The sequence below is a fragment of the Limibacillus sp. MBR-115 genome, assembly GCF_040549425.1.
Classification (GTDB): domain Bacteria; phylum Pseudomonadota; class Alphaproteobacteria; order Kiloniellales; family CECT-8803; genus Limibacillus; species Limibacillus halophilus.
The window spans coordinates 38,055-62,858 of record NZ_JBEPTJ010000003.1 but is presented as its reverse complement, the minus strand read 5'-3'; the positions used below and the strand labels follow the sequence as shown (position 1 = coordinate 62,858).

Annotated in this window: 22 protein-coding genes; 11 read left to right on the top strand and 11 right to left on the bottom strand. The window is 56.9% G+C overall.

Annotated elements, in window-relative coordinates:
- Positions 1-116 precede the first annotated feature (116 nt).
- The 5 genes from ABIE63_RS07045 to ABIE63_RS07025 all read right to left on the bottom strand — a co-directional run bounded on the left by ABIE63_RS07045 (position 117) and on the right by ABIE63_RS07025 (position 7,700).
- Positions 117-1,349 carry a threonine ammonia-lyase gene (locus tag ABIE63_RS07045; RefSeq protein ID WP_354503755.1) on the bottom strand — a complete coding sequence of 411 codons (1,233 nt, stop codon included), beginning with the start codon at positions 1,347-1,349 and terminating at the stop codon, positions 117-119.
- 94 nt (positions 1,350-1,443) lie between these two features.
- Positions 1,444-3,831 carry a penicillin acylase family protein gene (locus ABIE63_RS07040; protein WP_354503754.1) on the bottom strand — a complete coding sequence of 796 codons (2,388 nt, stop codon included), beginning with the start codon at positions 3,829-3,831 and terminating at the stop codon, positions 1,444-1,446.
- Positions 3,832-3,887: 56 nt separating this feature from the next.
- Positions 3,888-5,384 (bottom strand): aldehyde dehydrogenase family protein, encoded by a 1,497-nt coding sequence (locus ABIE63_RS07035; RefSeq protein ID WP_354503752.1) that lies wholly within the window; start codon positions 5,382-5,384, stop codon positions 3,888-3,890.
- A gap of 52 nt (positions 5,385-5,436) precedes the next feature.
- Positions 5,437-6,954 (bottom strand): malonyl-CoA synthase, encoded by a 1,518-nt coding sequence (locus tag ABIE63_RS07030; RefSeq protein ID WP_354503751.1) that lies wholly within the window; start codon positions 6,952-6,954, stop codon positions 5,437-5,439.
- 50 nt (positions 6,955-7,004) lie between these two features.
- Complete coding sequence (locus ABIE63_RS07025; RefSeq protein WP_354503749.1) at positions 7,005-7,700, bottom strand: GntR family transcriptional regulator; 696 nt, start codon at positions 7,698-7,700, stop codon at positions 7,005-7,007.
- Positions 7,701-7,917: 217 nt separating this feature from the next.
- Between ABIE63_RS07025 and dctP the strand changes: the two genes are divergently transcribed.
- The 7 genes from dctP (at position 7,918) to ABIE63_RS06990 (ending at position 15,726) form a co-directional block, all read left to right on the top strand.
- The gene (gene dctP, locus ABIE63_RS07020; RefSeq protein ID WP_183416542.1) at positions 7,918-8,925 is read left to right on the top strand and encodes a TRAP transporter substrate-binding protein DctP; all 1,008 of its coding nucleotides are present in this window, start codon (positions 7,918-7,920) and stop codon (positions 8,923-8,925) included.
- Between the two features lie 99 nt (positions 8,926-9,024).
- On the top strand, positions 9,025-9,549 hold the full coding sequence (locus ABIE63_RS07015) for a TRAP transporter small permease (protein ID WP_354503747.1): 525 nt from the start codon (positions 9,025-9,027) through the stop codon (positions 9,547-9,549).
- Positions 9,542-10,858 (top strand): TRAP transporter large permease, encoded by a 1,317-nt coding sequence (locus tag ABIE63_RS07010; protein WP_183416544.1) that lies wholly within the window; start codon positions 9,542-9,544, stop codon positions 10,856-10,858. The genes ABIE63_RS07015 and ABIE63_RS07010 overlap by 8 nt, the downstream gene beginning before the upstream one ends.
- A 78-nt stretch (positions 10,859-10,936) precedes the next feature.
- Positions 10,937-12,406 carry a malonyl-CoA decarboxylase gene (locus tag ABIE63_RS07005; RefSeq protein ID WP_354503746.1) on the top strand — a complete coding sequence of 490 codons (1,470 nt, stop codon included), beginning with the start codon at positions 10,937-10,939 and terminating at the stop codon, positions 12,404-12,406.
- 122 nt (positions 12,407-12,528) lie between these two features.
- Complete coding sequence (locus tag ABIE63_RS07000; protein ID WP_354503745.1) at positions 12,529-13,725, top strand: type III PLP-dependent enzyme; 1,197 nt, start codon at positions 12,529-12,531, stop codon at positions 13,723-13,725.
- 100 nt (positions 13,726-13,825) lie between these two features.
- Entirely contained in the window at positions 13,826-14,674 is an 849-nt protein-coding gene (locus ABIE63_RS06995; protein ID WP_354503744.1) for a formate/nitrite transporter family protein, read from the top strand.
- Positions 14,675-14,781: 107 nt separating this feature from the next.
- On the top strand, positions 14,782-15,726 hold the full coding sequence (locus ABIE63_RS06990) for an alpha/beta fold hydrolase (protein WP_354503743.1): 945 nt from the start codon (positions 14,782-14,784) through the stop codon (positions 15,724-15,726).
- A 22-nt stretch (positions 15,727-15,748) separates the two neighbouring features.
- Here the strand turns inward: ABIE63_RS06990 and ABIE63_RS06985 are convergent, their stop codons facing one another.
- The 4 genes from ABIE63_RS06985 to ABIE63_RS06970 all read right to left on the bottom strand — a co-directional run bounded on the left by ABIE63_RS06985 (position 15,749) and on the right by ABIE63_RS06970 (position 19,552).
- The gene (locus ABIE63_RS06985; RefSeq protein WP_183416548.1) at positions 15,749-16,384 is read right to left on the bottom strand and encodes a peroxiredoxin; all 636 of its coding nucleotides are present in this window, start codon (positions 16,382-16,384) and stop codon (positions 15,749-15,751) included.
- Positions 16,385-16,475: 91 nt separating this feature from the next.
- The gene (gene hemB, locus ABIE63_RS06980) at positions 16,476-17,492 is read right to left on the bottom strand and encodes a porphobilinogen synthase (RefSeq protein ID WP_354503742.1); all 1,017 of its coding nucleotides are present in this window, start codon (positions 17,490-17,492) and stop codon (positions 16,476-16,478) included.
- A gap of 154 nt (positions 17,493-17,646) precedes the next feature.
- Positions 17,647-18,963: a PLP-dependent transferase gene (locus ABIE63_RS06975; protein WP_354503740.1), complete on the bottom strand. Its 1,317-nt coding sequence runs from the start codon at positions 18,961-18,963 to the stop codon at positions 17,647-17,649.
- A gap of 205 nt (positions 18,964-19,168) precedes the next feature.
- Positions 19,169-19,552, bottom strand: coding sequence for a helix-turn-helix transcriptional regulator (locus ABIE63_RS06970; protein WP_354503738.1), 384 nt, complete (start codon positions 19,550-19,552; stop codon positions 19,169-19,171).
- Between the two features lie 195 nt (positions 19,553-19,747).
- Here ABIE63_RS06970 and ABIE63_RS06965 point away from each other — a divergent pair, with 195 nt between their 5' ends.
- From ABIE63_RS06965 to ABIE63_RS06950, 4 genes are all read left to right on the top strand, one after another.
- Positions 19,748-20,890, top strand: coding sequence for an isobutyryl-CoA dehydrogenase (locus tag ABIE63_RS06965; protein WP_354503736.1), 1,143 nt, complete (start codon positions 19,748-19,750; stop codon positions 20,888-20,890).
- Positions 20,891-20,970: 80 nt separating this feature from the next.
- Complete coding sequence (locus ABIE63_RS06960) at positions 20,971-22,044, top strand: enoyl-CoA hydratase/isomerase family protein (RefSeq protein ID WP_354503735.1); 1,074 nt, start codon at positions 20,971-20,973, stop codon at positions 22,042-22,044.
- Positions 22,045-22,103: 59 nt separating this feature from the next.
- Positions 22,104-22,991 (top strand): 3-hydroxyisobutyrate dehydrogenase, encoded by an 888-nt coding sequence (mmsB, locus tag ABIE63_RS06955; protein ID WP_183416554.1) that lies wholly within the window; start codon positions 22,104-22,106, stop codon positions 22,989-22,991.
- 145 nt (positions 22,992-23,136) lie between these two features.
- On the top strand, positions 23,137-23,631 hold the full coding sequence (locus tag ABIE63_RS06950; RefSeq protein WP_281369942.1) for a MarR family transcriptional regulator: 495 nt from the start codon (positions 23,137-23,139) through the stop codon (positions 23,629-23,631).
- Here ABIE63_RS06950 and ABIE63_RS06945 read toward each other — a convergent pair.
- Positions 23,618-24,337: an LrgB family protein gene (locus tag ABIE63_RS06945; RefSeq protein WP_183416556.1), complete on the bottom strand. Its 720-nt coding sequence runs from the start codon at positions 24,335-24,337 to the stop codon at positions 23,618-23,620. The genes ABIE63_RS06950 and ABIE63_RS06945 overlap by 14 nt on opposite strands.
- A 4-nt stretch (positions 24,338-24,341) precedes the next feature.
- Positions 24,342-24,713, bottom strand: coding sequence for a CidA/LrgA family protein (locus ABIE63_RS06940; RefSeq protein ID WP_183416557.1), 372 nt, complete (start codon positions 24,711-24,713; stop codon positions 24,342-24,344).
- Positions 24,714-24,804 lie beyond the last annotated feature (91 nt).

The window sequence follows — 24,804 nt, the reverse complement described above, 5'->3', positions numbered from 1 at the left end:
GGTGGCCTCGCGGGGGGATTCGCTTGCAGCCCAAATCTAGGGACGCGACCGGTCTATTGCCAGTCCGGGTTTGCCACAACCGTGAAGATAATGAGAAGGAGGCTCGTTTGAGATCCCTAGCGCACCGGTTCGTCAATGGAGCGTGTGGAAAGGACCCTTGTGCGGAACCCGGCGCTCTGCATGCTGGCGACGATCTCCTTCACGTGATCGGCGTTACGCGTCTCGATGATGATGTCGATCTCCGCATTTCGAACCGGGACGTCCTGGAACAGCCGTTGGTGATTAACCTCGATGATGTTGCCGCCGGCATCGCCGATGATGCCAGCAAGCTTGGCAAGCACGCCGGGCCGGTCGGAAATATCGATGCGAAGCCGGGCCATCCGACCGTCGCGCACCAAGCCGCGGGTCAAGACGGCTGAAAGGATTCGTACATCAATGTTGCCGCCACAGATGATGGTTGCGACCTTCTTGCCTGCAAAGCGTTGAGGGTGTGCTTGGATTGCGGCGATGCCCGCGGCGCCCGCGCCCTCGGCGACGACTTTTTGCTTCTCGGCCAGCGCAAGAATAGCGCTTTCGATGGCGCTTTCATCCACGAGGATGATGTCCTCGACCAAATTCTCGATAATCCTGCGGGTTACCGTGCCAGGATTTTTCACGGCGATGCCGTCCGCCAGGGTTTGTCCGCCGCTGATGGGATTCAGGTTATGAATTGCCTGGTACATAGACGGATAAAATTCTGCCTCGACGCCGATAATCCGGATGCTTGGCTTGATGGCTTTCGCTGCCGTGGCGATGCCCGACACGATACCGCCGCCGCCGATGGGAACCACGATTATCTCCAGGTCCGGGTGATCCTCCATAAGTTCCAGCCCGATTGTGCCTTGGCCGGCAACGACCAGTTCGTCGTCGTAGGGGTGGACGAAGGTGAGGCCTTCATCCTTTGCAATCTGCCGGGCCGCAACGGCCGAGGCATCAAGCGTATCGCCGTTCAGCACAACGCGGGCTCCGAAGGAACGCGTTCGTTCAACCTTCGTGATCGGTGCGAAATCAGGCATGACGATCGTTGCGGGAATGCCCATCCGTTGGGCATGATAGGCCACCCCTTGGGCGTGATTTCCCGCCGACATGGCGATGACGCCTTTCTTGCGTTCGGCTGCCGTCAAACTGGAAAGCTTGTTGATAGCGCCACGTTCCTTGAAAGAACCCGTGGCCTGTAGGTTCTCCAGCTTGAGGACGAGGTCGCAGTTTAATTCCTCACTCAAACGCGGAGATCGTACTGCGGGCGTGCGTAGGATATGTCCATTGATCACCTGGGCAGCCGCTTTGATGTCATCAATTGATACAGGCATTGGGGCTACCCCTTGGTTGCAGTGTTTGACCGTGCCGAAGGTTCAACAGGGCTCCGAATTCCAGAATGGTCTCTCGACAGTAGCAGTTATATGTTTACTGAACTGGAGTGAGCAATAAAGCTGGACCTTGCGCTGTCGTCTTGCCGACCAGTTTTACATAATGGCCGTCGCGCCACCTAGTGACGAAATTGCCATAGTAGGGCGACAGCGGGTTGTCGGACTGGCCCGGCGCAATCATGAACAGCGATTGATCGAGGTTTGAAAGATCGAAAAGCGCACGCAAGGCGGCGCCGTGCCGATGTTGAAACATGCGATTTGGATCGGACCAACCGAGTGCAGTACCGCCCCGGCTTACGGTGTCGTCCCAGCCATCGGTTTCGATTGCCAGGGATAAAGCATCGGCGACTAATGGAACGCGCCCAAAAACCGGGTGCTGGAATGGGGCCAGATGAAACTGACCCCACCGCCATTGCCGCCAATCACCGCCCAACCGTGATCGCAGTTCGTCTAGTGACTGCACAAGCGCTGTTGCAACTTGCTCTGTGCAGGCTTCATAGATGTGGAGCGTGGAAACGTCGTCACACCATTCAGGGGCTCCCTCGAGAATACGTAAGATGAGCCGTCGATCGGGACGCGCAAGGTCGTCGAAAGCGGTGCCGACTTCGTCTGCAATCAAGGCTCTCATTAAGTGCCGCATCCAGGCTGCGAAGATCAGGGGCTCCGGACGGTCGCGGCTCATTTTATGATCCCACGCCGCAAGCGCCGTGATTTCTGGGCGCTGGCGATCTTTTGCCGATAGCTGTGAAAGCAAAAGGGGCAGTAGATCGCGCGCGGTGATGGAGAGGATATCAAGTTGGATGGCGGCGGCCTCCATTGGATTGAAGCTTTGCTGCTTCGCCAAACGTTCCGCTATCCGTTCAAAGCGCGCCGGATCGGGGAAGTATCGAGACAAAAGATAAGGATAACCGTCTCCGGCAACGCGATTGTTGGCGTTGATCAATGTGCCGCCTTCTGGATTGAATACTTGCGGAAGGTCCTCGAAAGGTATGTAACCATTCCAACCGCTGTCAGCGCTCCAGCCCGCTAGCGCACGGCTTCCATCACCCGATCGTCGAATGGGAGTCCAACCAGCGCTTATGAAGCCGATACCGCCGCCGCCGTCCGCGTAAGCCACATTCTGTTGGGGGACGGACATCAGGCGCATGGCGTCCAAGAATTCGGTCCGGTCGGCAGCTTTGGTCAGACGGTAGAAAGCCTCTGGACTGCGGCTCTCCGGATCATAGAGAGGCCAGGACAAAGCCAGCGCTACTTGGCTGTCCAGAATGTCCTTAACTTCAGATACGGCATCTGAAATCAAAATTCCATGCCGGCTTCGCCGCACCTGAATGGTAACAGGAGGTCCATCTGCGCTTTCGATCACCTCCTCGCGGATTTGCAGCGGTTCCCAGTTCTGCTCGGTCCTGGAAGATAAGCCATCGGCACTAAGCTGTTCGATGAAAAGGTCCTGTGTATCGCTGTGTGTCGTGGTGAACCCCCAGGCGATGCGGCCGTTATGCGCGATAATCGGGAAGGGGACGCCCGGGGCCGTGACGCCTGCCAGAACCTGGCCCGGCCATTCCAACCGCGCCAGATACCAGGTGCCGGGGGCTGACAATGCCAGGTGCGGGTCGTTGGCCAGTAGCGGAGCGCCCGTTGTTGAACGATCACCGGAAAGAACCCACCAATTCGAAGCGGATTTTGGACCCAGGGACCAGGGCAGGGCCTTCGAAAGCGACTCAAGAACCGCTGTAGAAGTCCGCACCTTGGTCGCTGCGCTCTCGAGCGTCGTTGGCGAGTCGGGAGAATCAGAAGGCCAGAGAAAATCGATGGCCGCTTCATCAAGCCGACCGGAGAGTTGCATCCTCAATATCTCTTCACGCCAATCCCCCGAAAGCTGCAGCGCCATCAAGTTCCCCCAGACTATGGAATCGGCTGGCGTCCAAGGCTCGGGCTCGTAGTTCAGGATTTGAAAGGCAGCCGGCAAGGGGGCAAGTCTCGTCGAAAGCTGTGCGTTAACGCCTTTGGCATAGGCTGCTAGGGCGGCTTGTGCACTGTACGAGAGCCGCGGGTACATGGCCTGCGCGACCCGGTAAAGTTCCAGAGTACGCATCATGCGGTCGAGGTTGAGAGTTGCCGAGCCGACCACTTCGGATAGGCGGCCAGCACCGATCCGGCGCATGGAATCCATCTGCCAGAGCCGGTCCTGCGCGTGCAGGAAACCCAGAGCAAAATAAGCATCGGTTTCGTTCTGAGCCCGCAGCGTCGGAATTCCATCCCCGTCACGCCATATCTCAACGGGCTGCAGCAGGCCCGGCGTCTCTAATCGCCCTTCGGTTTGGGGAAGTGCGCTTCGTAGATAGAAGAGGATTGCCAACGCCGCGATGATCGCCAGCAACATAACAAGAGCGACGCCCCGCGCAACCCAAAGGCCACCACGTCTCAATCCAGAGCCTTTATTGTGGTGGGTCGCCAAAACTACTCCCTATGGCCGCACCAAGATCAGGTCATGTTAATGATAATAGTCTTCTTGTGCGTGAAGTGCTCTAGCATTGCCTCGAGGCTGGCTTCCCGCCCGAGGCCCGATTGCTTTATGCCGCCATAGGACAAGCCCGGCATGACCACTAAGTTCTGGTTCACCTGAACAAATCCTGCTTGCAGGCGCTGTGTCGCGGTCATGGCAGTCTTCAGATCACGCGTCCAGATTGTGGCGGCAAGGCCGTACACGCTGTCATTGGCAAGTCTCAAGGCCTCCTCCAGACCATTGAATCCGTAGACGCAAGTGACCGGGCCGAAGATTTCCTCGCGAGTCAGTCGGGATTCGTCGGAGACATTGGTGAAAACGACGGGGCGCACAAAAAAGCCCTTGTCCAACCCGCTGCCGGCTTGCGGCAGTGCCGATAGCTCATGGGCGGTAGCGCCTTCCTTCTTGCCAATCTCGATAAAGGAGGTGACACGCTCATATTGTTGCTGCGAGACGATCGTGCCGATGTCTGTGGCCTCGTCCAGCGGGTCGCCCATCTTGAGTTTATTTACCTTGGCCGTCAGCTTCTCGACAAAAGCCTCACGAAGCGGCTCCTCGACGTAGATTCTGGTCGCCGCCGTACAGCTCTGACCTTGTCGGGTAAAGCGCATTCCGCCGACAGCACCGTCCACGGCCTTGTCGAGATCAGCGTCGGCCATGACGATCATCGGGCTCTTCCCGCCAAGCTCCAAGGTAACAGGGATCAGCTTCTCGGCCGCCGCACGATAGATGATCTTGCCGGTTTCCACCGAGCCGGTGAAAGTGACCTTGCCGACGTCTGGGTGGGCAACCAGCGGGCCGCCGCATTCGGGGCCCATGCCGGACAGAATATTGAACACACCCGCGGGTAAGACCTGGTTCATAATCTGGCAGATACGCAAGACGGCAAAGGGAGCTTCCTCCGCCGATTTGACCACCACCGTGTTTCCCGCGACCAGGGCTGGCGCGATCTTGTAGGCCATTAACATCATCGGAACGTTCCAGGGGATGATGGCCGCAACAACGCCAATTGGCTCCCGTTGGGTCAGGGTCATCATCGTTGGGCTAAACGGTACGGTCTCGCCCTTCAACTCCGATCCGAGACCACCGTAGAACACAAACGCGTCCGCCAGAACCGACGCCTCGACGCGGCTTTCCGTCCGTAGCGCCTTCCCGGTCTCCAGTGCAACCAGGCGGCCCAGTTCCTCTGCGTGCTCCGTTAGTCTACGCCCGCATTCAACTATGAGCTTGCCACGTTCGCGAGCCGAAAGGCCGGCCCAGCCGGGCTGAGCGGCTTTAGCGGCGGCAACTGCGGACACGACATCGTCCCGGTCACCGGCTGCTGCCTTGCCAATGACCTCCAGTGTCGCTGGATAGATGACATCGAAGGTTTCCCCGGATGTCGCGGGTACGAGTGCACCGTTGATCAGATGCAAGCTCGAAAGCTCGTTCGCCAGCAGGCGCGGGTCCAGATTGATGTTCAATGTTTCACTCATCGTGTCGTTGTTCCTCAAAGTTCTTTTGCCGGGCGGGTGGCCTGCTTGGCTATCAGGCTGTGAAGCTGTCCTTGTAAGCGTCGCGCAATAGATTCTTCTGCACCTTTCCCATCGAATTGCGGGGGAGGGAATCGACGACGAACACCCGTTTAGGCGTTTTGTAATTGGCCAGTTGCTGGCGGCAGGCGTCGATGACGGCCTTTTCATCAACCTCGGCGGAGCCGTCCAGGGTCACGGCAGCCGCAACAGCTTCCCCGAAATCAGGGTGTGCCAGCCCGATAACGGCCGATTCGCCGACACCGGGCAGCGCATCGATCACCAGTTCCACTTCCTTGGGATAGACGTTATATCCGCCGGAGATGATCAGGTCCTTGGCGCGCCCGACGATATGAACGTATCCGCGGGCATCGATTTTCCCCACGTCGCCGGTTATGAAGAAGCCGTCTGGCTGAAACTCCTCGGCGGTTTTCTCGGGCATTCTCCAGTATCCTGAAAAGACGTTCGGGCCTCGGACTTCCAACACACCCACGCTTTCCGAAGGAAGAAGACCGCCATCCTCGCCGCGGACCTGTACCTCTACGCCCGGCAGGGGAAATCCCACGGTGCCTGCGCGTCGTTCCCCCTCCAGCGGGTTGGATGTATTCATGCCGGTTTCCGTCATGCCATAGCGTTCCAGAATGCTGTGCCCGGTACGTTCCTTGAACTGCTGGAATGTTTCCTCAAGCAAGGGCGCTGAACCGGAGATGAACAGACGCATGTTCCTGCAGGCATCGGGTCCGAAATCTGGGTGAGCCAAAAGCCGGACATAGAATGTCGGTACGCCCATCATAACGGTCGCCCGTGGCAGCAACTCTACGACCTTGTCTGCATCGAACTTGTTTAGAAATAGCATGCTGCTGCCATTCAAAAGCAGACAATTTGTCGCGACAAATAGTCCATGAGTGTGGAAGATCGGCAAGGCGTGAAGCAAGACGTCGCCCGGTCTGAATCCCCAGGTTTGGTGCAGTGCCAGTGCGTTCGAACCCAAGTTGCGATGACTCAGCATGGCGCCTTTGGACCGGCCTGTTGTTCCGCTGGTGTAAAGAATTGCGGCTAAGTCTCCCGCGTCGGCAGAGACGCATCCTTTCAGAGGTGTCAAGCCGCTGGCTGCCTCGGTCAGGCTGCCTTTTCCGTCAGCGCCAAGAGTTAGAACGGTCCCAACGCCAGCGTTCTCGGCGGCTTCGGTGAACTCAGCCTCACTTTCGGGGCGGCACAAAGCTAATGCCGGTTCCGCATCACCGAGAAAGTATGCGATTTCCGACTTGGTGTAGGCAGTGTTCAAGGGCAGATAAGCTGCGCCGGCCCGCAAACAAGCGAGGTAGAAGAATACAGCCTCAGGCGACTTCTCCGTTTGCACGGCGACCCGGTCGCCCTTCCTTACGCCACGGTCCTGCAACAAACGTGCAAAACGCCCGGAGATATCCTCGAGGTCGGCGTAGCTGTACTTCGCGCCGTCGGCGGTCTCGATGAAACAGTTTTTGCGGTCAGCCGGAAAGCGAGATTGAAATAGCTCGTAAAGATTATCGCTCATGGGTTCTTCAGCCTTTTCGATAGGGCGGGGGTCTTGGCCGTCGGGCAGGATCAGGTGCCGACGCGGCTTTGGGCGCTGTCGCCCAGGTTCAGGCTCGACAGGAGGTCGATGAAGCCGTCACCTTGTATCATTACGTGGCCGCGCATGGCGGATGAGGCGCTGTCGCCGTCACCGGCCAGAATATGGGCCAGGACTTGTTTGTGTTCATTCAGCGAAGAAAGAATGCGCGCGCCGCGGTGCAGTTGAATACGGCGATAGCCTGACAACCTGTTTCGCAGCGCTGTAGTCTGCTGCTCGAGAAAACTATTATGGCTTCCCGCATAGATGGCCTCGTGGAAGGACCGATTGGCGTCGTAGTACGCGTCCGCCGATCCTTTATCCGCGGCCGCCTGACAAGCCTTGATGGCATTGCGGAGCGCTTCGTGTTCGGTCGTGGTCATTCTGCGCGCAGCGAACTTGGCGCATTGTGCCTCCAACTCGGACATGACCTCGAACATTTCGAAAAGCTGCTTGGCGGTGACGGTTGCGACGATCGCTCCCTGGCGGGGACGCATTTCAATCAATCCACCCGACGTCAGTTGCATGAGGGCCTCCCTGACAGGAGTGCGTGAAACCTCAAAACGCCGAGCCAGCACGGTTTCGTCGAGGCGCTCTCCAGGGCCAAGGGCGCCGGATACGATCTCAGATTCCAACGTTCGACGCACAATGTCGGCCGTTCGTTTCGGAGTCGTACTCACACTGCTCATGCTGCGTCACCACCTTTCGTGAAGGAGCTTATCAGGAACCTGTAATGCAAGAAAGTGTTTCTTGTATACAAGACTGGACAGTATGCCTGGAGCAGTATACCGTTCATGTTCGAAAGGCAGTGTTGTGCAAGAAGCTGCCAATAATAAGGACGTACGATCCAAGCAAAAATCCGGGATAGCCCGGAGCACGATCAAACCGAGGCGGGAGGAAACCTCAATGAATAAATCTTCAAAGCTATTGTTAGGGCTAATGGGCCTGGCTGTTGCCGGTACGATGGCAATCGGTTCTGCCCAAGCTCAAACCAAATTGAAGGCTTCGCATCAGTGGCCTGGTGGGAAGGGTGACGTTCGTGACGAGATGGTTCAGATCATCGCGCGCGAAGTGGAAAAAGCCAACGTTGGTCTAGAGATTCAGATCTATCCCGGTGGCTCGCTGTTCAAGGCAAAGCAGCAGTGGGATGCGATGGTCAAGGATCAGCTCGATATTTCGGCGTTCCCTTTGGATTACGCCAGCGGCAGGCATCCGCAGTTTAGCTCAACCCTGATGCCTGGCTTGGTGAAAAACCATGATCATGCGAAACGTTTGAACGATTCGCCTTTCATGGCCGACATCAAAAAGATCATTAACGACGCGGGCGTGGTCGTTCTTTCAGATGCGTGGCTTGCGGGCGGTTTCGTCGGCAAGGACAGCTGCATCGCCAATCCTGCGGACGCTCAGGGCAAGGTAATGCGGGCCGCTGGTCCGGCCTTCGAGCAAATGCTGGCCGAAGCCGGTGCGTCGATCAACGCCATGCCAAGCTCTGAACTTTACACCGGCTTGCAGACTGGTGTTTTGGATGGAGCGAACACTAGTTCGGGCAGCTTCGTTTCCTACCGAATCTACGAGCAGGTGAAGTGCCTGACGCCTCCAGGAGACTATGCCCTCTGGTTCATGTACGAGCCAATCCTGATGTCCAAGAAGTCTTATGACGGACTAACGGCGGAGCAGCAAAAGGCGCTGATGGATGCCGGTCAGGTTGCAGAAGACTTTTTCTTCGATGCGGCCAAGGGCTTGGATAACGAGCTGGTTGAAACCTATAAGAAGGCAGGCGTTGAAGTTCGTGACATGACGCAGGCCGACTTCGATGCTTGGTTGGCAGTCGCCAAAAAATCTTCCTACAAGATTTTTGCCGAGGAAGTTCCCGGTGGCGCCGAGCTGATCGAAAAGGCGCTGGCTGTTCAGTAAAGGGCGCTTAAAAGGCAAGGGAGGCGCGCGCCAGGACTGGCCGCGCCTCTTTGTGCCTTTGTCCTTTTGATCTTCTGATTCAGGAATCTGGGGGAAGGCATGGATAGCTTCATCGCCGGAGTACGAACGATTTCTCGAATATGTGGCGTTGTCTCGGTACTCCTGTTACTTGCAGCGGTGCTGGCAGTCTGCCATCTCGTGATCGTTCGCTACATCCTTGAGGCGTCGGCAATTTGGCAGCATGAGTTCGTTACATTTGCGGTGATTGGCTCCACGTTCATCGGCAGCCCTTATGTGCTGTTGACCAAGGGGCATGTGAATGTCGACTTGTTGCCACATTATCTTGGCCATCGTGCGCGCATGGCCCTGGCGTTGATTGCTGCCCTCCTATCCCTGACTTTCTGCGCGATCGTCGGATATGTCGGTTTCGAGCTTTGGCTGGAAGCTTTGACCAATGGTTGGCGAGCCGAGACCGTTTGGTCACCGCCCCTGTGGATACCTTACCTGTCCATTCCCGTGGGGTTGGGACTGGTAGCTTTGCAATACGTTGCGGATATTCTGGCGCTGATCACTGGTCGTGAAGCGCCTTTCGGCATGACAGCGGAGGCCAAAGGTCATGAGTGAACTGCAGATTGGCGCGCTCATCGCGGTTGTCACCGTCGTCATCCTTTTGACTGGCGCTCCGGTGGCATTTTCCTTGGGCATAGTCGCCCTCGCGTTTCTCGCCATCTTCGATGGATTGGGATCCCTCTCGTTTGTCGCTGATATCTTTTATGGCGGGCTGGACAGTTTCTCGCTGCTATCGATTCCTATGTTCATCCTGATGGGGGCGGCCATTGCTTCTTCGCGGGCAGGGGCCGACCTTTACGAGGCGCTGGACCGTTGGCTCTACAGGGTGCCAGGCGGTTTAATGGCCTCCAATCTTGGCGCATGTGCAATCTTCGCGGCGCTTTCCGGTTCGTCGCCGGCCACCTGTGCTGCCATCGGCAAGATGGGCATCCCGGAGATGCGCAAGCGCGGCTACCCGGATTCCGTTGCAACCGGATCTATTGCCGCAGGCGGGACACTCGGCATCCTGATCCCGCCATCGATTACTATGATCGTTTACGGCATCGCCACCGAAACCTCGATTGGGCGGCTGTTCCTTGCGGGCCTGATGCCCGGCTTGATGTTAACGGGGCTCTTCATTCTCTGGGGGCTCTACTCGGCGCGGCGCCATGGATATCAATTCATCGAGCCCGGTCTTCGCTACAGCTTGAAGCAAAAAGTGGAGATGCTGCCCAAAGTCGGTCCTTTCCTGGCGATCATCGTTGGCATTCTCTGGGTTCTTTACGGTGGCGTGGCGACTCCTTCCGAAGCGGCGGGTGTCGGTGCGATGTTCTGCCTGCTGCTGGTCGTCATTATTTATAAAATGCGGGACCGCAAGGCGATCTGGCGGATTTTCCAGGATTCGATGCGCGAGTCAGTGATGATTTTGATGATCATCGCTGCTGCCGATCTCTTTAGCTACATGATGTCCGTTCTCTTCATCACCCAATCTCTGGCGATTTGGGTGGGCGACCTGGAAATCAATCGCTGGCTGTTGATGGGCTGCATCAATCTCTTCCTGCTCGTGGCCGGGTTCTTCCTGCCACCGGTTGCGGTGATTCTAATGGCCGCGCCTACCTTACTGCCCATCGTGGAGAGCCTCGGTTTTGATGCGATCTGGTTTGCGGTCGTCTTGACAATCAACATGGAGATTGGACTTATCACGCCGCCAGTGGGATTAAATCTCTATGTTATCAATGGCATAGTGCCAGAAGTGAAGCTGCAGACAATCCTGCTCGGCGCCTTGCCCTTCATGCTCTGCATGGTGTTGGGCATTGTTCTGCTATGCATCTTCCCTGAAATTGCGCTGTGGCTGCCGACCTATCTCATGGGGCCGGGAATCTGAGCTTTGCCCATGGCGATGGCACCGATGCGACCCTACATGCTGGTTATAGTATGAAACGATGATGTAGGAGACGAATGAATGGCTGCGGCGGAACAGAGGCAGACGGTGATAGAAAGGGCGCTATCGAACCTGACGGGCGCCTGGCGCGATGTCGCTAATTCCGCAGCCCGGACAATCGGCCTGCCTGAACCACTGCTCCCGCCAACTGATCGCCGGGCGTTGCGGCGATTTATGCGTGAATGCCTGGACGCCAAGGGAGGCGAGGTGTCGGCGCGTATGCAGGCAGCGGAGCTTGGCCGGGTCTATCTGGAGGCCGACCCTGCGGGCCGGGCGTGTTTCCGGCAGGTCCTGGCGGAGGATTTCGGCGTCGATTATGCGAAAGTAAAGGAAGCTACCGCGGCTTTTGAGGCTGCGGTTGACGAGGCGGAGCGGCATCGGGCCGCCCATGAACTGCGCCAATCATTGATTCCTTCTCGTTCTGCATTATTGCGTAAATTCAGTGCATTAGATAATGGTGTTAAATTTTTAGTTGACCTCAGAGCCGATCTGCTTGCGGAAACAAACCCGACCCCGGCGTTGGTTGCGTTGGATGCTGACTTTCGAGATTTACTCCTTAGTTGGTTCGATTTCGGTTTCCTCGATATGGAGCAGATATCCTGGAGTTCTCCCGCGGCTCTGTTGGAAAAGTTGATTGCCTATGAAGCCGTCCATGAAATTCGCTCTTGGGACGACCTCCGCAACCGTTTGGATTCTGATCGCCGTTGCTATGCGTTGTTCCACCCCCGCATGCCTGAAGAACCACTAGCGTTTGTGGAGGTTGCGCTGCACGACGGTCTCGCGGAGTCGGTTCAGGACCTTTTGGATGAGGAAGCGCCACTTGCCAATCCCTCCCAGGCGGACACGGCAATTTTCTATTCCATCTCCAACACTCAGGCCGGTCTGAAAGGAATTTCCTTCGGCGAGTTCCTGATTAAATGCGCGGTGCGCCGTTTGAGCGCCGAGCAGCCGAATATCAAGACTTTCGCCACGCTTTCGCCGGTCCCGGGCTTTGCGCGTTGGCTGGCGAAAGTTGATGACGACTTGCTACGGGCCGCGGTTGGTGACGACTCAGGCAAGCTGACAGAGGCTGCGTCGGAATCAGACCCAGCGGTAGCATTGCGCGCGTTGCTGTCGCGCAATGGCTGGTCGGATGACAGGAAGCTTTGCAAGTCCCTCAAAGAGCCCATGATGCGTCTGGTTGCGGCCTATTTCCAAGAGCGCCGGGACAACCGGGAGCCGATCGACCCAGTTGCTCGATTCCACCTACGCAACGGCGCCAGGCTTGAGCGGGTCAATTGGCGCGGCGATGTTTCCACCAAGGGATTGCGGCAATCTCATGGGATCATGGTGAACTATCGCTATCTGCCGGAAAGCATGGAGGCCAATCATGAATCTTATGCGTCCGACAGACGGATTGCAGCCAGCAGTGACGTCAAGGCACTGCTGAAGGCCGCGCGTGGCTTGGCAAGCCGAAAATCAAGTGAAAGTGAGCAACGCCGCTCGGCTTGAGCTACAGGTGTTGTGTAAGCGAACCATTTCAAATGGCCTTGCAGGTGGGGTTTCCTTGGCTCTGGCCAGGGCGTATTGTCGCTTGAAGATCTTCGTACACCGCAGGCGAATAGGGGTTAAATTTGGCAAAGGGCGATAGGGTCTTCTCTGACATAGCTTCGGTTGTGCGGGAGCTTAAACCCAGCTATCCAGTTTACTGCGTGCGTCCAGAAGTTCTGGTTCGCAATGCGCGGCGTTTCATCAAGCTGTTCCCCGGAGATGTTCTTTATGCGGTAAAATGCAACCCGCACACCCGCGTGCTGGAGGCGCTCTATGAAGGCGGAATCCGGCATTTCGATACAGCATCTCTGCCCGAAATTGCTCAGATTTGTGAGGCCTATGAGGATGCGCATTCCTATTTCATGCATCCGGTGAAAACCCGGGCAGCCATCGAGATGGCCTACCGCGTTTATGGAATTCGTCACTATGTCGTCGATCATATTGACGAGCTGCAGAAGCTTTACGAGGAAACAGAGAAGGGGCGCAATGTCATAGCGGTGGTTCGTATGACCACTCCGAAAGCCGAAGGCACATTGTTCCATCTTGCCGGCAAGTTCGGTGCAAGTGAGGCCGAGAGCGTTGCCTTGCTCAAGAAGGCCAAGAAACTGGGAATGGAAGTGGGAATCGCTTTCCATGTCGGCTCCCAATGTATGGATCCAGGCGCCTACACGTCGTCGCTGGAGATGGTCGGGCGTGTCATTGCAGAGGCGGGTATAGTGCCGCAGTGCGTGGACGTCGGAGGGGGATTCCCTGCCCGCTACGCAAACATGGAGCCGCCGCCACTTGAGCAATACATCGACGCGGTGCGCGAAGGGCTGCGCCGTATCAAGTTGCCGCCCACGGTGGAAGTTTTCTGCGAACCGGGCCGGGCCTTGGTGGCAACTGGTGTATCCCTTCTGGTTCAGGTCCAGCTTCGCAAGGGCGATCAGCTTTATATCAACGACGGAATTTACGGTAGCCTCCAGGAACTGACCACCAGCGACATGCGGCCTCCGGCACGGCTGGTTCGTTTGGAAGGCGGCACGGCCAATGAATTCCAAACCTATGGAATGATGGGCCCGACCTGTGATTCAGTCGATGTCGTACCCGGGGCCTTCCATCTGCCGGTCGACGTGAAGGAGGGCGATTGGATCGAGATTGATCAAATCGGCGCATATTCGAACGCGATCGCCACCCGTTTCAATGGGTTCTATCCCGAGACATTCGTGACGGTCATGGATGACCCCGTGGCCGCACAGTTGAGCGATGGACCCGGAGCGCCATCGGTTGTTGCCGCTTGATGCGCCTCCTGATTCTTTGATTCACATCAAGGCCATTTGTGACAAGAGCGGTGAATAATACTCCTCAAGCGATGTGATGAAGCTAAGGGAGGGGTGTTCCATGGTGCCGGAAACGCAGCCGGAAAATCGATCGGGGACAGCGCCTTTGACTCCGCCCGAGGCAACAGCGCCTCTACCTTTGGACGCCTATCCTCCAGCGCAGGTAGCCGCGATTGTCGAGAGTGTGGGGGTAAAGAAAGCAGAACTGCCCATTGTCCAAACCGCGATGCTTGGACTCCTTGCAGGGGCATTTATCGCCTTCGGGGCTATGTTCTACAGCCTGACGATTACCGGAAGCACACTGGGTTTTGGTCCGACGCGCTTGTTGGGAGGTGTGGCTTTTTCGCTTGGGTTGGTGCTGGTTGTCGTCGCAGGTGCGGAGCTGTTCACAGGAAACAATCTCATCGTCATGGCCTGGGTCAGCGGAAAAATCACGCTCAAGCAGGTCTTTCGAAATTGGGGGATTGTCTATCTCGCCAATGCCTTCGGCGCCGCTGGTTGCGCAGTTTTGTTTTTTCTCGCCGGGGGATCGGGATTAGGGGGCGGTGCCTTGGGCGAAACAACCGTTCGAATTGCTGAAGCCAAAGCGGCTCTGTCTCTTTCAGAGGCGTTCTTCCTGGGCATTCTTTGCAATACGCTGGTGTGTATGGCCGTGTGGCTTTGCATGGCCGCGCGCGAAGTCGTCAGCAAGGTATTTGCTATCGTCTTCCCAATTTCCGCTTTCGTGGCCCTTGGGTTTGAGCACTCGGTTGCAAATTTCTACTTTTTCTCCATGGGAACGCTGGCGGGCGGCGAATTCGGATTTGGCGCTAGCACAGCGAACCTGACCGCGGTCACACTTGGTAACGTTCTAGGCGGCGGTTCGGTCGCGCTGGTCTATTGGATTTGTTATCTCCAGCGAGCCGAATGACGGTGTACCTCTTGGATTGAAAGCGTACTTCGGTCTATACCCTCGCGATGAAGCAGATCACCACGCCCGAAAACCTTGCTGAACCGTTTAAACCGAGGCTGCCCTGGTTGACCGGCGACCTGCAGACGGTTCGGAACCTGCTTGTTGGTCGACCCGCTGACCTGTCCGCCTGGCCGTGCCGCCAGGTCGAGCTCGACCTCGATGACGGCACCGGCGATCATTTGCTCGGAAGTTTTCACCCTGCCGCCCCGGCAAGCGGCCCGCTGGCGGTGCTGATTCACGGTTTGACCGGTTCCCAAGAATCTTATTACCTGCGGGCCACGGCGCGATTTTTGCTCACCCAGGGATTCGCTGTACTGCGGCTAAATCTTCGGGGTGCCGGACCTGGCCGGGCACTGGCACGCCAGCAGTACCATGCTGGTCGCAGCGCGGATATCGATGGCGCGCTGCGCGCATTCCAGGCGCTTGAGCCCAAGGCTTTTCAAGCCGGGTTGTTTCTCGTCGGCTTCTCGCTAGGTGCAAACGTACTGCTGAAATTTCTGGCGGAAGAGGGGAGCGAGTGGTCGGTAACGGCAGCCGCGACGGTATCGGCGCCCATTGATCTAAGGGCCGGTCAGCAGTGCCTTATGATGCCGCGCAACAGAGTTTATCACTACTGGCTACTGCGTAACATGAAGCGGGAGCTACTCGCTTCACCGGGCGGCTTGGATGGTCATAGGCTGCAGGTTCTTGAAGCAGTGCGGGATATCTATGATTTCGATGATCGCATCGTGGCGCCGGCGAACGGCTTCGACGGGGCGTTGGATTACTACATCCGCTGTTCGGCGGTCGTGTTTTTACCGTCGATCAAGACACCGACGTTGCTTGTGCAGGCCGTCGACGACCCTTGGATTCCCGTTGAACCTTATAGGTACGTTGATTGGCAGGCCTACCCCAATTTACGCCTCTTGCTAGCAGACGGCGGAGGGCACGTAGGATTCCACGCCGCAAAGGCGATGGTGCCTTGGCACGATCAGAAAATTTCAGCCTTCTTCAAGCAGTTACGCGGTTAAGGCCTGCCGTCAACCGTCGCCATCACCCTTTCGGTTGGGGCACGATGCGGAGATACGGCTTTTTCTCGTCCCACCCGTTGGGGAACATCTTTGCTGCGTCGTCGTTGCTGACCGACGGCACAATGATGACGTCCTCGCCATGCTTCCAATTTACCGGCGTCGCAACCTTGTGCTTATCGGTTAGTTGCAAGGCATCGATAACCCGTAAAATCTCATCGAAATTGCGTCCGGTGGCAGCTGGATAGGTGATAGTCAGCCGAATTTTCTTGTTCGGATCGATGACGAAGACCGAACGAACCGTAAGCGTGTCGTTGGCATTCGGATGGATCATGTCATAAAGGTCGGCAACCTTGCGGTCGTGATCCGCCAGCAGGGGAAAGTTCAGCTTCGTACCTTGGGTTTCCTCGATATCGTTGGCCCAGGTCCGGTGGTCGGAAACTGGATCGACGCTTAGGCCGATCACCTTTACACCTCTCTTGGCGAACTCCGGCATCAGTTTAGCCGTGTATCCGAGTTCCGTCGTGCATACGGGTGTGAAGTCCTTTGGGTGCGAGAAGAGAACACCCCAGCTATTACCCAGGTACTCGTGAAAGGAGATTGGGCCTTCGGTTGAATCCTGAGTGAAATCGGGAGCGGTATCGCCGAGCCGTAGCGACATGATAACCTCCTGCTGCATTTAACCGTGGACCCCTAGACTAGCGTCAAGCGGGTTCCAGAAAAACCAATAACTGTAGGGTTTTTCCGATCTGCTAAGGCGCCGTTCTGAGAAGTCTGGCAGCCTCAACGGCGCTATAGGTGAGTATTCCATCGCAGCCGGCTCGTTTGAAGGCCAGCAATGTTTCCAAGATAACCCTGTCATTGTCTAGCCAGCCCATCTGAGCGGCGGCTTTCATCATGGCGTACTCGCCGCTTACCTGGTAGGCGAAGGTTGGTATGCCGAAGTTGGCTTTGATGCGTTGGACGATATCAAGGTAGGGGAGGCCCGGCTTTACCATGACCATGTCTGCTCCCTCGGCGATATCCAGGGCCACCTCGCGCAATGCCTCGTCGCTGTTAGCGCTGTCCATCTGGTAGGTTTTCTTGTCGCCCTTGAGGTAACCGCCCGAACCGATTGCATCTCGGAAGGGGCCATAGAAGGCACTGGCGTACTTCGCCGCATAACTCATGATGCCAACGTTTCCATGTCCGGCTTCGTCCAGTGATCTGCGGATCGCGGCGACGCGTCCATCCATCATGTCCGAGGGGGCAATGATATCGCAACCGGCAGCCGCCTGGACGATCGCCTGCTGGCAGAGAATTTCGATTGTTTCGTCATTCAGCACTTGGCCATCGCGGAGCAGGCCGTCGTGACCGTCGCTGTTGTAAGGATCCAAAGCCACGTCGCAGATGATACCCAGGTTTGGCAGGGCCGCTTTCAATGCCCGTACGGTTCTGCACATCAGGTTCTCTGGATTAATGGCCTCGCGCCCGGTCGGGTCTTTCCGGGCGCCTTCGACGTAGGGAAAAAGGGCGACGGCTGGGATGCCCAACTCTACCGCCTCGGTTGCTGCTTTTACCAAGCGGTCGGGTGTGTAACGCCGAATACCCGGCATCGAGGGAATCTCGGTTTCGCGGTCGTTCCCTTCCTCCACGAAGACGGTCCAAATGAGATCGTCCGCGGACAGGCGATTCTCAGCGACAAGCCGCCGGAGCCATGCGGCTTTGCGATTGCGGCGTAGGCGTGTAGCAGGGTAGGTGCCCAGGCTAGGGGGAATGCCGTTACTCATTTCATTTGGACTTCCTGTTGCCGTCTTTTGGTCAAGCTCTGTCGCCGCAGTCTAGGAAAGGCAACTCAACTCAACAAGCTTCGACAAAAGGATGAGGCGACACCACACGCGTTTGTGTCGCATCGCCTCGCCCCTTTAAAGGCATCAGTCTGTGTCAGGCGGCCTTGCTGTCCAACTTGGCGGCTTCCAGCGCCTGATCAAGATCGGCAAGGATATCGTCGATATGCTCGATGCCGACCGACAAACGGACATAACCCGGCGTTACACCGCTGGCCTTCTGCTCATCTGCTGAAAGCTGCGAGTGGGTCGTAGTCGCCGGATGGATCGCTAGGCTCCTGGCATCGCCGAGGTTGGCGACGTGATAGAAGAGCTGTAGCGAGTCAATGAAGCGCCGCCCGGCTTCGGCACCACCCTTGACCTCAAATCCGACGAGGCCGCCAAAGCCGCCTTTCAGATAGGTTTGCGCCCGGCGTATCTGCTCGGCATCGCTGTGCGTGGTGGGATAAATCACCTTCGTTACCAACGGATGCTTCTCGAGATAATCCGCCACGGCTTTGGCGTTGCGGCTGTGCTCGCGAATGCGCAACGGTAGGGTTTCCAATCCCTGGATGAACTGGAAGGCATTGAACGGGCTTAGCGCTGCGCCGAGATCCCGCTGCAGGGTCACGCGTGCCTTGATGATATAGGCGATGGGCCCAAGCGGCTTCACGGCCTCCGTCCATACGGCGCCATGGTAGCTGGGGTCCGGTTGATTGAGGGCGGGGAACCGATCGGCATGCTTGATCCAGTCGAACTTACCGCTGTCGACGATGAGGCCGCCGATTGAGGTTCCGTGGCCGCCGATGTATTTGGTCGCGGAATAAACGACGATGTGCGCGCCATGTTCGATGGGTTTGCACAAGAGCGGAGCTGCCGTGTTGTCAACAATCAGGGGAATACCCAACTCCTCGCCAATCTGCGCCACCTCCGCAATCGGGAAAACCGTCAGTTTGGGGTTGGGTAGCGTTTCCGCATAGAAAGCGCGGGTGCGCTTGTCCGCGGCCCGGCGGAAGCTTTCTGGGTCTTTCGGGTCGACGAAGCGGACTTCTATGCCGTAGTTCGGCAAGGTATTGGCAAACAAGTTCCAGGTGCCGCCATAGAGGTCAGTGGAGGAGACAATGTTGTCGCCCGCCTTGGCGATGTTCTGGATCGAGATTGCCGAGGCCGCTTGACCGGAGGAAACAGCCAGGGCCGCTACACCGCCGTCCAACGCTGCTACCCGCTTTTCCAATACGTCCACGGTCGGATTCATGATCCGCGTGTAGATATTGCCGAGCTCTTTCAAAGCAAACAGATTGGCCGCCCGTTCGGTGTGTTCGAACTGGTAGGATGTCGTTTGATAAATGGGCACGGCGACCGATCCGGTTTCGGGATCAGCGCGGTATCCCGCATGAAGTGCAAGGGTTTCAGGATTAATGTATTTGTTTGTCATCGCCGTGGCTTCCTTCCGAAAACAAATGAACCGCCACGGCCAAAGCTGCTGGGCGGTTCCTTTATTCCTCGTAGGAAGCTTGCCCACGCTTTAGCCGCATTTATTAGGCGCCCGCAAGCTGTGCTTCAAATCGGCGCCGCAATGGTCAGAGGGAAAAGATTTTTAGCCTTTTTGTCAACAGGCTTTTCCGAAAAGTATGCCTAACTCAATCTTCAAGCTGTGTTTGGCAGCGAGAGATCGCCTTTACCAATTTGGTCAACTGTACCTTGATTTCACCATCCGGCAGTTCGTTCAAAGAGCGGGCCAACAGCACGGAATCACGAGACAACCTGCCGTCACCGACCGGCTCGGCCTCGCTCTCGGAACCGGGCTCGTCCAAATCCTCGAAGAAGTATCCAATGGGCGACTTGATGAGCCGGCTGATAACCCAAAGGCGTCCGCTGCCGATCCGATTGGTACCTTTCTCGTACTTCTGAATTTGTTGAAAACTGACATCAAGAAGCTCGCCTAGTTGTGTTTGCGTCAATCCTCGGTCTGTACGCAGTTGTCGCAAACGCTTGCCGATAGCTACGTCATACTTGTCAGCCATTGTATCCTCATAGTCTCGTATGAACGGTAAAGAGTCACGATCTTGCAACTGATCGTATAGATGAAATAAACGTATCATTTAGTAAATAAGTGAACAAGAGGGCGCAAAGGCGCAGGGCTGGCAGGTCACGCTTATTTGACAGATCAAACCAGGGCATTATCAATCTAAGAACGGCAATAGAGGGGTGAGACGTTTATGGATTTCGAATGGACCGAAGAACAGCACGCCTTTCAGGCCGTGGCGCGTGATTTTGCTCAAAACGAGATGTTGCCGCACGCCGCGTCTTGGGATGAGAACGAAACCTTTCCGATTGAGGTTTTGCGCCAGGCTGCTGCGCTCGGGTTCGGTGGAATATACGTTGGCGAGGATGTTGGCGGCTCGGGCCTTACGCGGTTGGATGCTGCCATAATCTTTGAAGAGTTGGCGGCGGCCTGTCCGTCAACGGCCGCTTATCTCTCAATCCATAACATGGCGTCCTGGATGATTGACCGCTTTGGCAATGACGAACAACGCCATCGTTTTCTACCCAAACTGACGAGCATGGAACATTTCGCCAGTTACTGCCTGACGGAGCCGGATGCGGGTTCGGATGCGGGTTCCTTGCGCACCACGGCCGGAGCGAAAGGCAGCGACTATCAACTGGATGGTAGCAAGGCATTCATTTCCGGAGCGGGAAGCAGCGACATCTACGTGGTAATGTGTCGCACCGGCGAAGCGGGTTCCAAGGGTATTTCGACTCTCGTCGTGGAGAAAGATACGGCGGGACTGTCGTTCGGCAAGAAGGAACGCAAGCTGGGTTGGAATAGTCAGCCGACGCGTCAGGTGATATTCGAGAATGCATTAGTACCGCAGTCTCATCGCCTTGGTGAAGAAGGCGAGGGCTTTAAGATTGCCATGAAGGGCCTCGATGGTGGGCGATTGAACATCGGGGCTTGCTCGTTGGGGGGCGCTAGAGCCTGCCTGGAAGCCGCTCTTGCACATGTGAAGGACCGCAAACAGTTTGGCCGCCCGCTGGCTGATTTCCAGGCCTTGCAGTTTAAGCTGGCGGATATGGCAACGGAGCTTGAGGCTGCGCGGCTTCTATTGCACCGGTCGGCTGCCGCCTTGGATGCCGGGAGTACTGAGGCCACGAAGCTTTGCGCAATGGCCAAGCGCATGGCCACCGATGTGGGCTTTCGAGTGTGCAACGAAGCCTTGCAGCTTCATGGCGGCTACGGCTACATCAAGGAGTACCCGATCGAAAGATACCTCAGGGACCTTCGGGTACATCAGATTCTCGAGGGAACGAACGAAATCATGCGCCTCATCATCGCGCGTCGGCTCTTGACGGAGGAGTGACGGATCGTCGCGTGTCATGACAGGTTGTGGAATTATTCAACGACACAGACTGCAATAGAAAATGGAAGGATCCGAACCGAATGACTGACGAAGCTGAGATTTTGTTCCGGCGCAGCGGTGCGCTGGGTGTGATCACTCTGAATCGACCCAAAGCGCTCAATTCTCTGACCCTGGGAATGATCCGAGAGTTTGATCGTCAGCTTAGGGAGTGGCGGCAGGATTCGTCGCTTGCGGTTGTCGCGATTGAAGGTGCGGGCGAGAAAGCCTTTTGCGCCGGTGGCGATGTCCGTGCAGTCTGGGAAGCGGGCAAGCGAGGTGAGGTCGGCCAGGGCCTGACCGCCGATTTCTTCCGGGAAGAGTACCAGCTCAATCATCTGATCCACCACTACCCTAAACCGATCGTTGCCCTGATCGACGGCATCACCATGGGGGGCGGCGTTGGCGTATCGATTCACTGCAGTCACAGGGTCGTTGGCGCGCGCACTCTGTTTGCCATGCCGGAAACCGCGATCGGGTTGTTCCCTGACGTGGGTGGCTCATATTTCCTGCCGCGATTGCCAGGCAAATCGGGCCTCTACCTAGCCTTGACCGGGGCACGCCTGAAAGCCGCGGATTGCTGCTTTCTGGGTATTGCGACGGATCATTGCGACAGCGAGACGCTCTCCGGCCTGCTCGAATCCTTGGCCTCTGGTGACTATGAAGGGGGCGATGCCAAGCGGGTCGCAAGCAACATTATTGGAGGGTTTCGTACCGACCCTGGCGAAGCCCCTATCGCCTCTGCGATGGCCTCGATCAACAGTGCGTTCGGTGGGGACGATGTCTTCGCCATATTGCAGCGGCTCTCGGAGATGCCGGGCGACTGGGCTCGCGAGACGCTGGATACCTTGCGCAAACGCTCGCCTTTCTCGGTAATGTTGGCCTTTGAACAGCTCCGTCGCGGCGCGGCGTTATCGTTCGATGACTGTATGATCATGGAGTACCGGTTGAGCCAAGCCATGATGAGGGACGGTGATTTTTACGAGGGAATCCGAGCTGTTTTGGTGGAGAAGGACCATGCGCCGCGCTGGAAGCCAGATCGATTGGAAGATGTCGAGGCGGCAGAAATAGAGGCGAGCTTTACCTCATTGGGCGCGCGCGACTTGGCCTTCGCTTGAGGCTTGTCGCCGCAAGAATTAAATGACGAATCAATAAGAGCCGTTAGGGAGACGACGCCATGCGCATAGCATTTATCGGTCTAGGCAACATGGGGGGGCCTATGGCCGCCAATCTCGTTGCGGCCGGTCACGAAGTAAGAGGCTTCGATTTGATGGCTTCAAATCTGGAGGCCGCAGCAAAGAGAGGCGTGGGCGTGGAAAGCTCGATTTCGGCGGCCGTGTCGGGCGCCGACGCGGTGGTTACCATGCTGCCCGCCGGACGGCACGTGCGTGAGGTATACTGCGGAGATGATGGGGTCATCGCCGCCGCCGGCAAGGGAACGCTCCTTATCGACTCCTCCACCATTGACGTTGGCTCCGCACGGACGGTCCACGAAGCTGCGCAGGCCGCAGGCATGAAAATGCTTGATGCGCCGGTTTCGGGCGGCGTCGCAGGGGCCGAGGCCGGCACTTTGACATTTATGGTGGGGGGTAGCGACGAGGCCTTCGAACTAGGTAAACCTCTGTTCGAGATCATGGGACGCAATGTGGTTCATGCGGGCGGCGCTGGAAATGGGCAGGTTGCCAAGGTCTGCAACAACATGATCCTGGGTATCTCGATGCTGGCGGTATCCGAGGCCTTTACTCTCGGCCAAACCCTAGGGTTGGATCCGGACAAACTTTTCGCCATTTCCTCGAAATCCTCCGGTTCCTGTTGGGCCATGCTGAACCACCTGCCCGTTCCTGGAATTGTCGAAACCTCGGCGGCAAACCGAGATTTCAAGCCTGGCTTTGCGGCGGCGATGATGCTGAAGGATCTTAGGCTTTCGCAACAGGCCGCGAGCGAGGCCGGAGTGGCAACACCTTTGGGTGCAGAAGCCGCCGCGCTATTCTCGATGTTCGTTAATGCAGGGAACGGCGAGTTGGATTACTCAGCTATTATCAAGATGATAAGCGGCGAGAAGTAACCCAACGCACTCCTTCTAAGATAGCTGGCGGCGGCCTGTTTTGCGGCTGTCGGTCTTTTTTCCGCGCGTTAAGCCGTCGTTAACGCCTGTTTGCCTAAAATTTTACGACAAGCAGAGGCAATGCCCTCTTAGGCGCAACGAGGAGATGCGGGCCGTGACGGAATCTTATGTAGAAACGATCGCCTTGGTGGAGAGACTCCATCGTCAGGTGCAGGAAGTGGTAAAGGCCGAACTGGAGCGGATCGACGTGCGCGATCTGAATAGCGTTCAGGCGCTCATCCTGTTCAATCTGGGCTCTATGGAACTGAGCGTTGGCGAGTTGATGCAGCGCGGTTACTACCAGGGCTCGAATGTGTCGTACAACGTGAAGAAGTTGGTCGAGAACGAATATCTTTTGCAGCGCCGCTGTCCCCACGACCGCCGTTCCATTTTTGTGCGGGCGTCGGAGAAGGGTGTTGAGATATCAAACCGCTTGGCGCACCTCTTCGCGGAGCAAGCGAAACTTCTTGCCCGCGATCCAAGAGCGGAAGAAGCGCTCGATCAAAGCTCCAAAGGATTGGCGTTGCTCCAACGTTTTTGGGCGGCGGACGGTCTGGTCGGAGTGCCGCAGGAACAGCGCCGAATCTTTACAGCAGCCTGAACAACAGGGGCACGAGGATCGCTGTCGCCAAAGCGTTGAGGCCGAGAGCCAAGCTCGAATAGGCGCCAGCGACCTCATTCAGCTGAAAAGCTCGTGCCGTTCCAATTCCGTGAGAGGCGACACCCACAGCGAAGCCTCTTGCGCGCCAATCCCGAACCTTCAAAGCATTCAACGTCCAGGTGCCAAAAGTCGCGCCAAGGATTCCAGTTATAATCACCAGAACTGCCGTCAGTGAAGGCAAACCGCCCAGTTGTTCGGTGACGCCCATTGCGACGGGTGTGGTCACCGACTTCGGCGCCAGGGACAACAGAGTTTGCTCGCTGACGCCGAGTAACCACGCTACGGCCACCGCGCTAATGCTAGCGGTCAGAGAGCCGAAGATCAGGCAGAGTCCTAGCGGAAGTGCCACTTCCTTCATGCGCTGAAGATTGCGGTAGAGTGGCACGGCAAGGGCCACGGTCGCCGGCCCGAGGAGGAAGTGTACGAATTGAGCGCCCTTGAAATAGGCCTCGTACTCGGTTTGCGTGACCCAAAGCATGCCGACCAGCACGATCACGGCGATCAAGACCGGATTGACCAGAGGACTCCGCCCGGATTTTCTATGCAGCCAATCTCCGAGAAGATAGGCAACTAGGGTCACCGTTAAACCGAGCAACGGTTCCTGTGACAGATATACCCAGAGTTCGAAAAATACTTCCTGCTGCATCGGGCTAATCCTTTAGCTCGGGGCCAGTGGGGTCTTTCTTCGAAATTCTGAAGAGCCAGGAAAGCAGCAACCCTGTGGCACCGATGGTAAAGACCGTGCTGAAGATCAGAGCCGCAGAGAGGCTGAGCCATTCCTCGCGTACCAGGCTCAGATGAACAACGACACCGACACCGGCGGGGACAAACAGCAAGGACAGATGATCAAGCAACCCTTTTGTTAAGCGGCTAAGGTCATCAGGCACGCTGCCCCGAACCAGCAAGCCAAAGAATAACAGAACCATGCCAATCACAGGGCCGGGCAGAGGAAGGCCGCTGGCTTTGTGCAGGACCTCACCGACAAGTTGGCAAATCAGAAGGACGGCGATGAAATTCAGCATGGCCAATTCTCCTCTTCTCGACGACCGTAAAAGCGGCCGCCTCACTACCAGGGCCAATTGGCCCGACGCTAACCGAGTATCTGACCGTAAG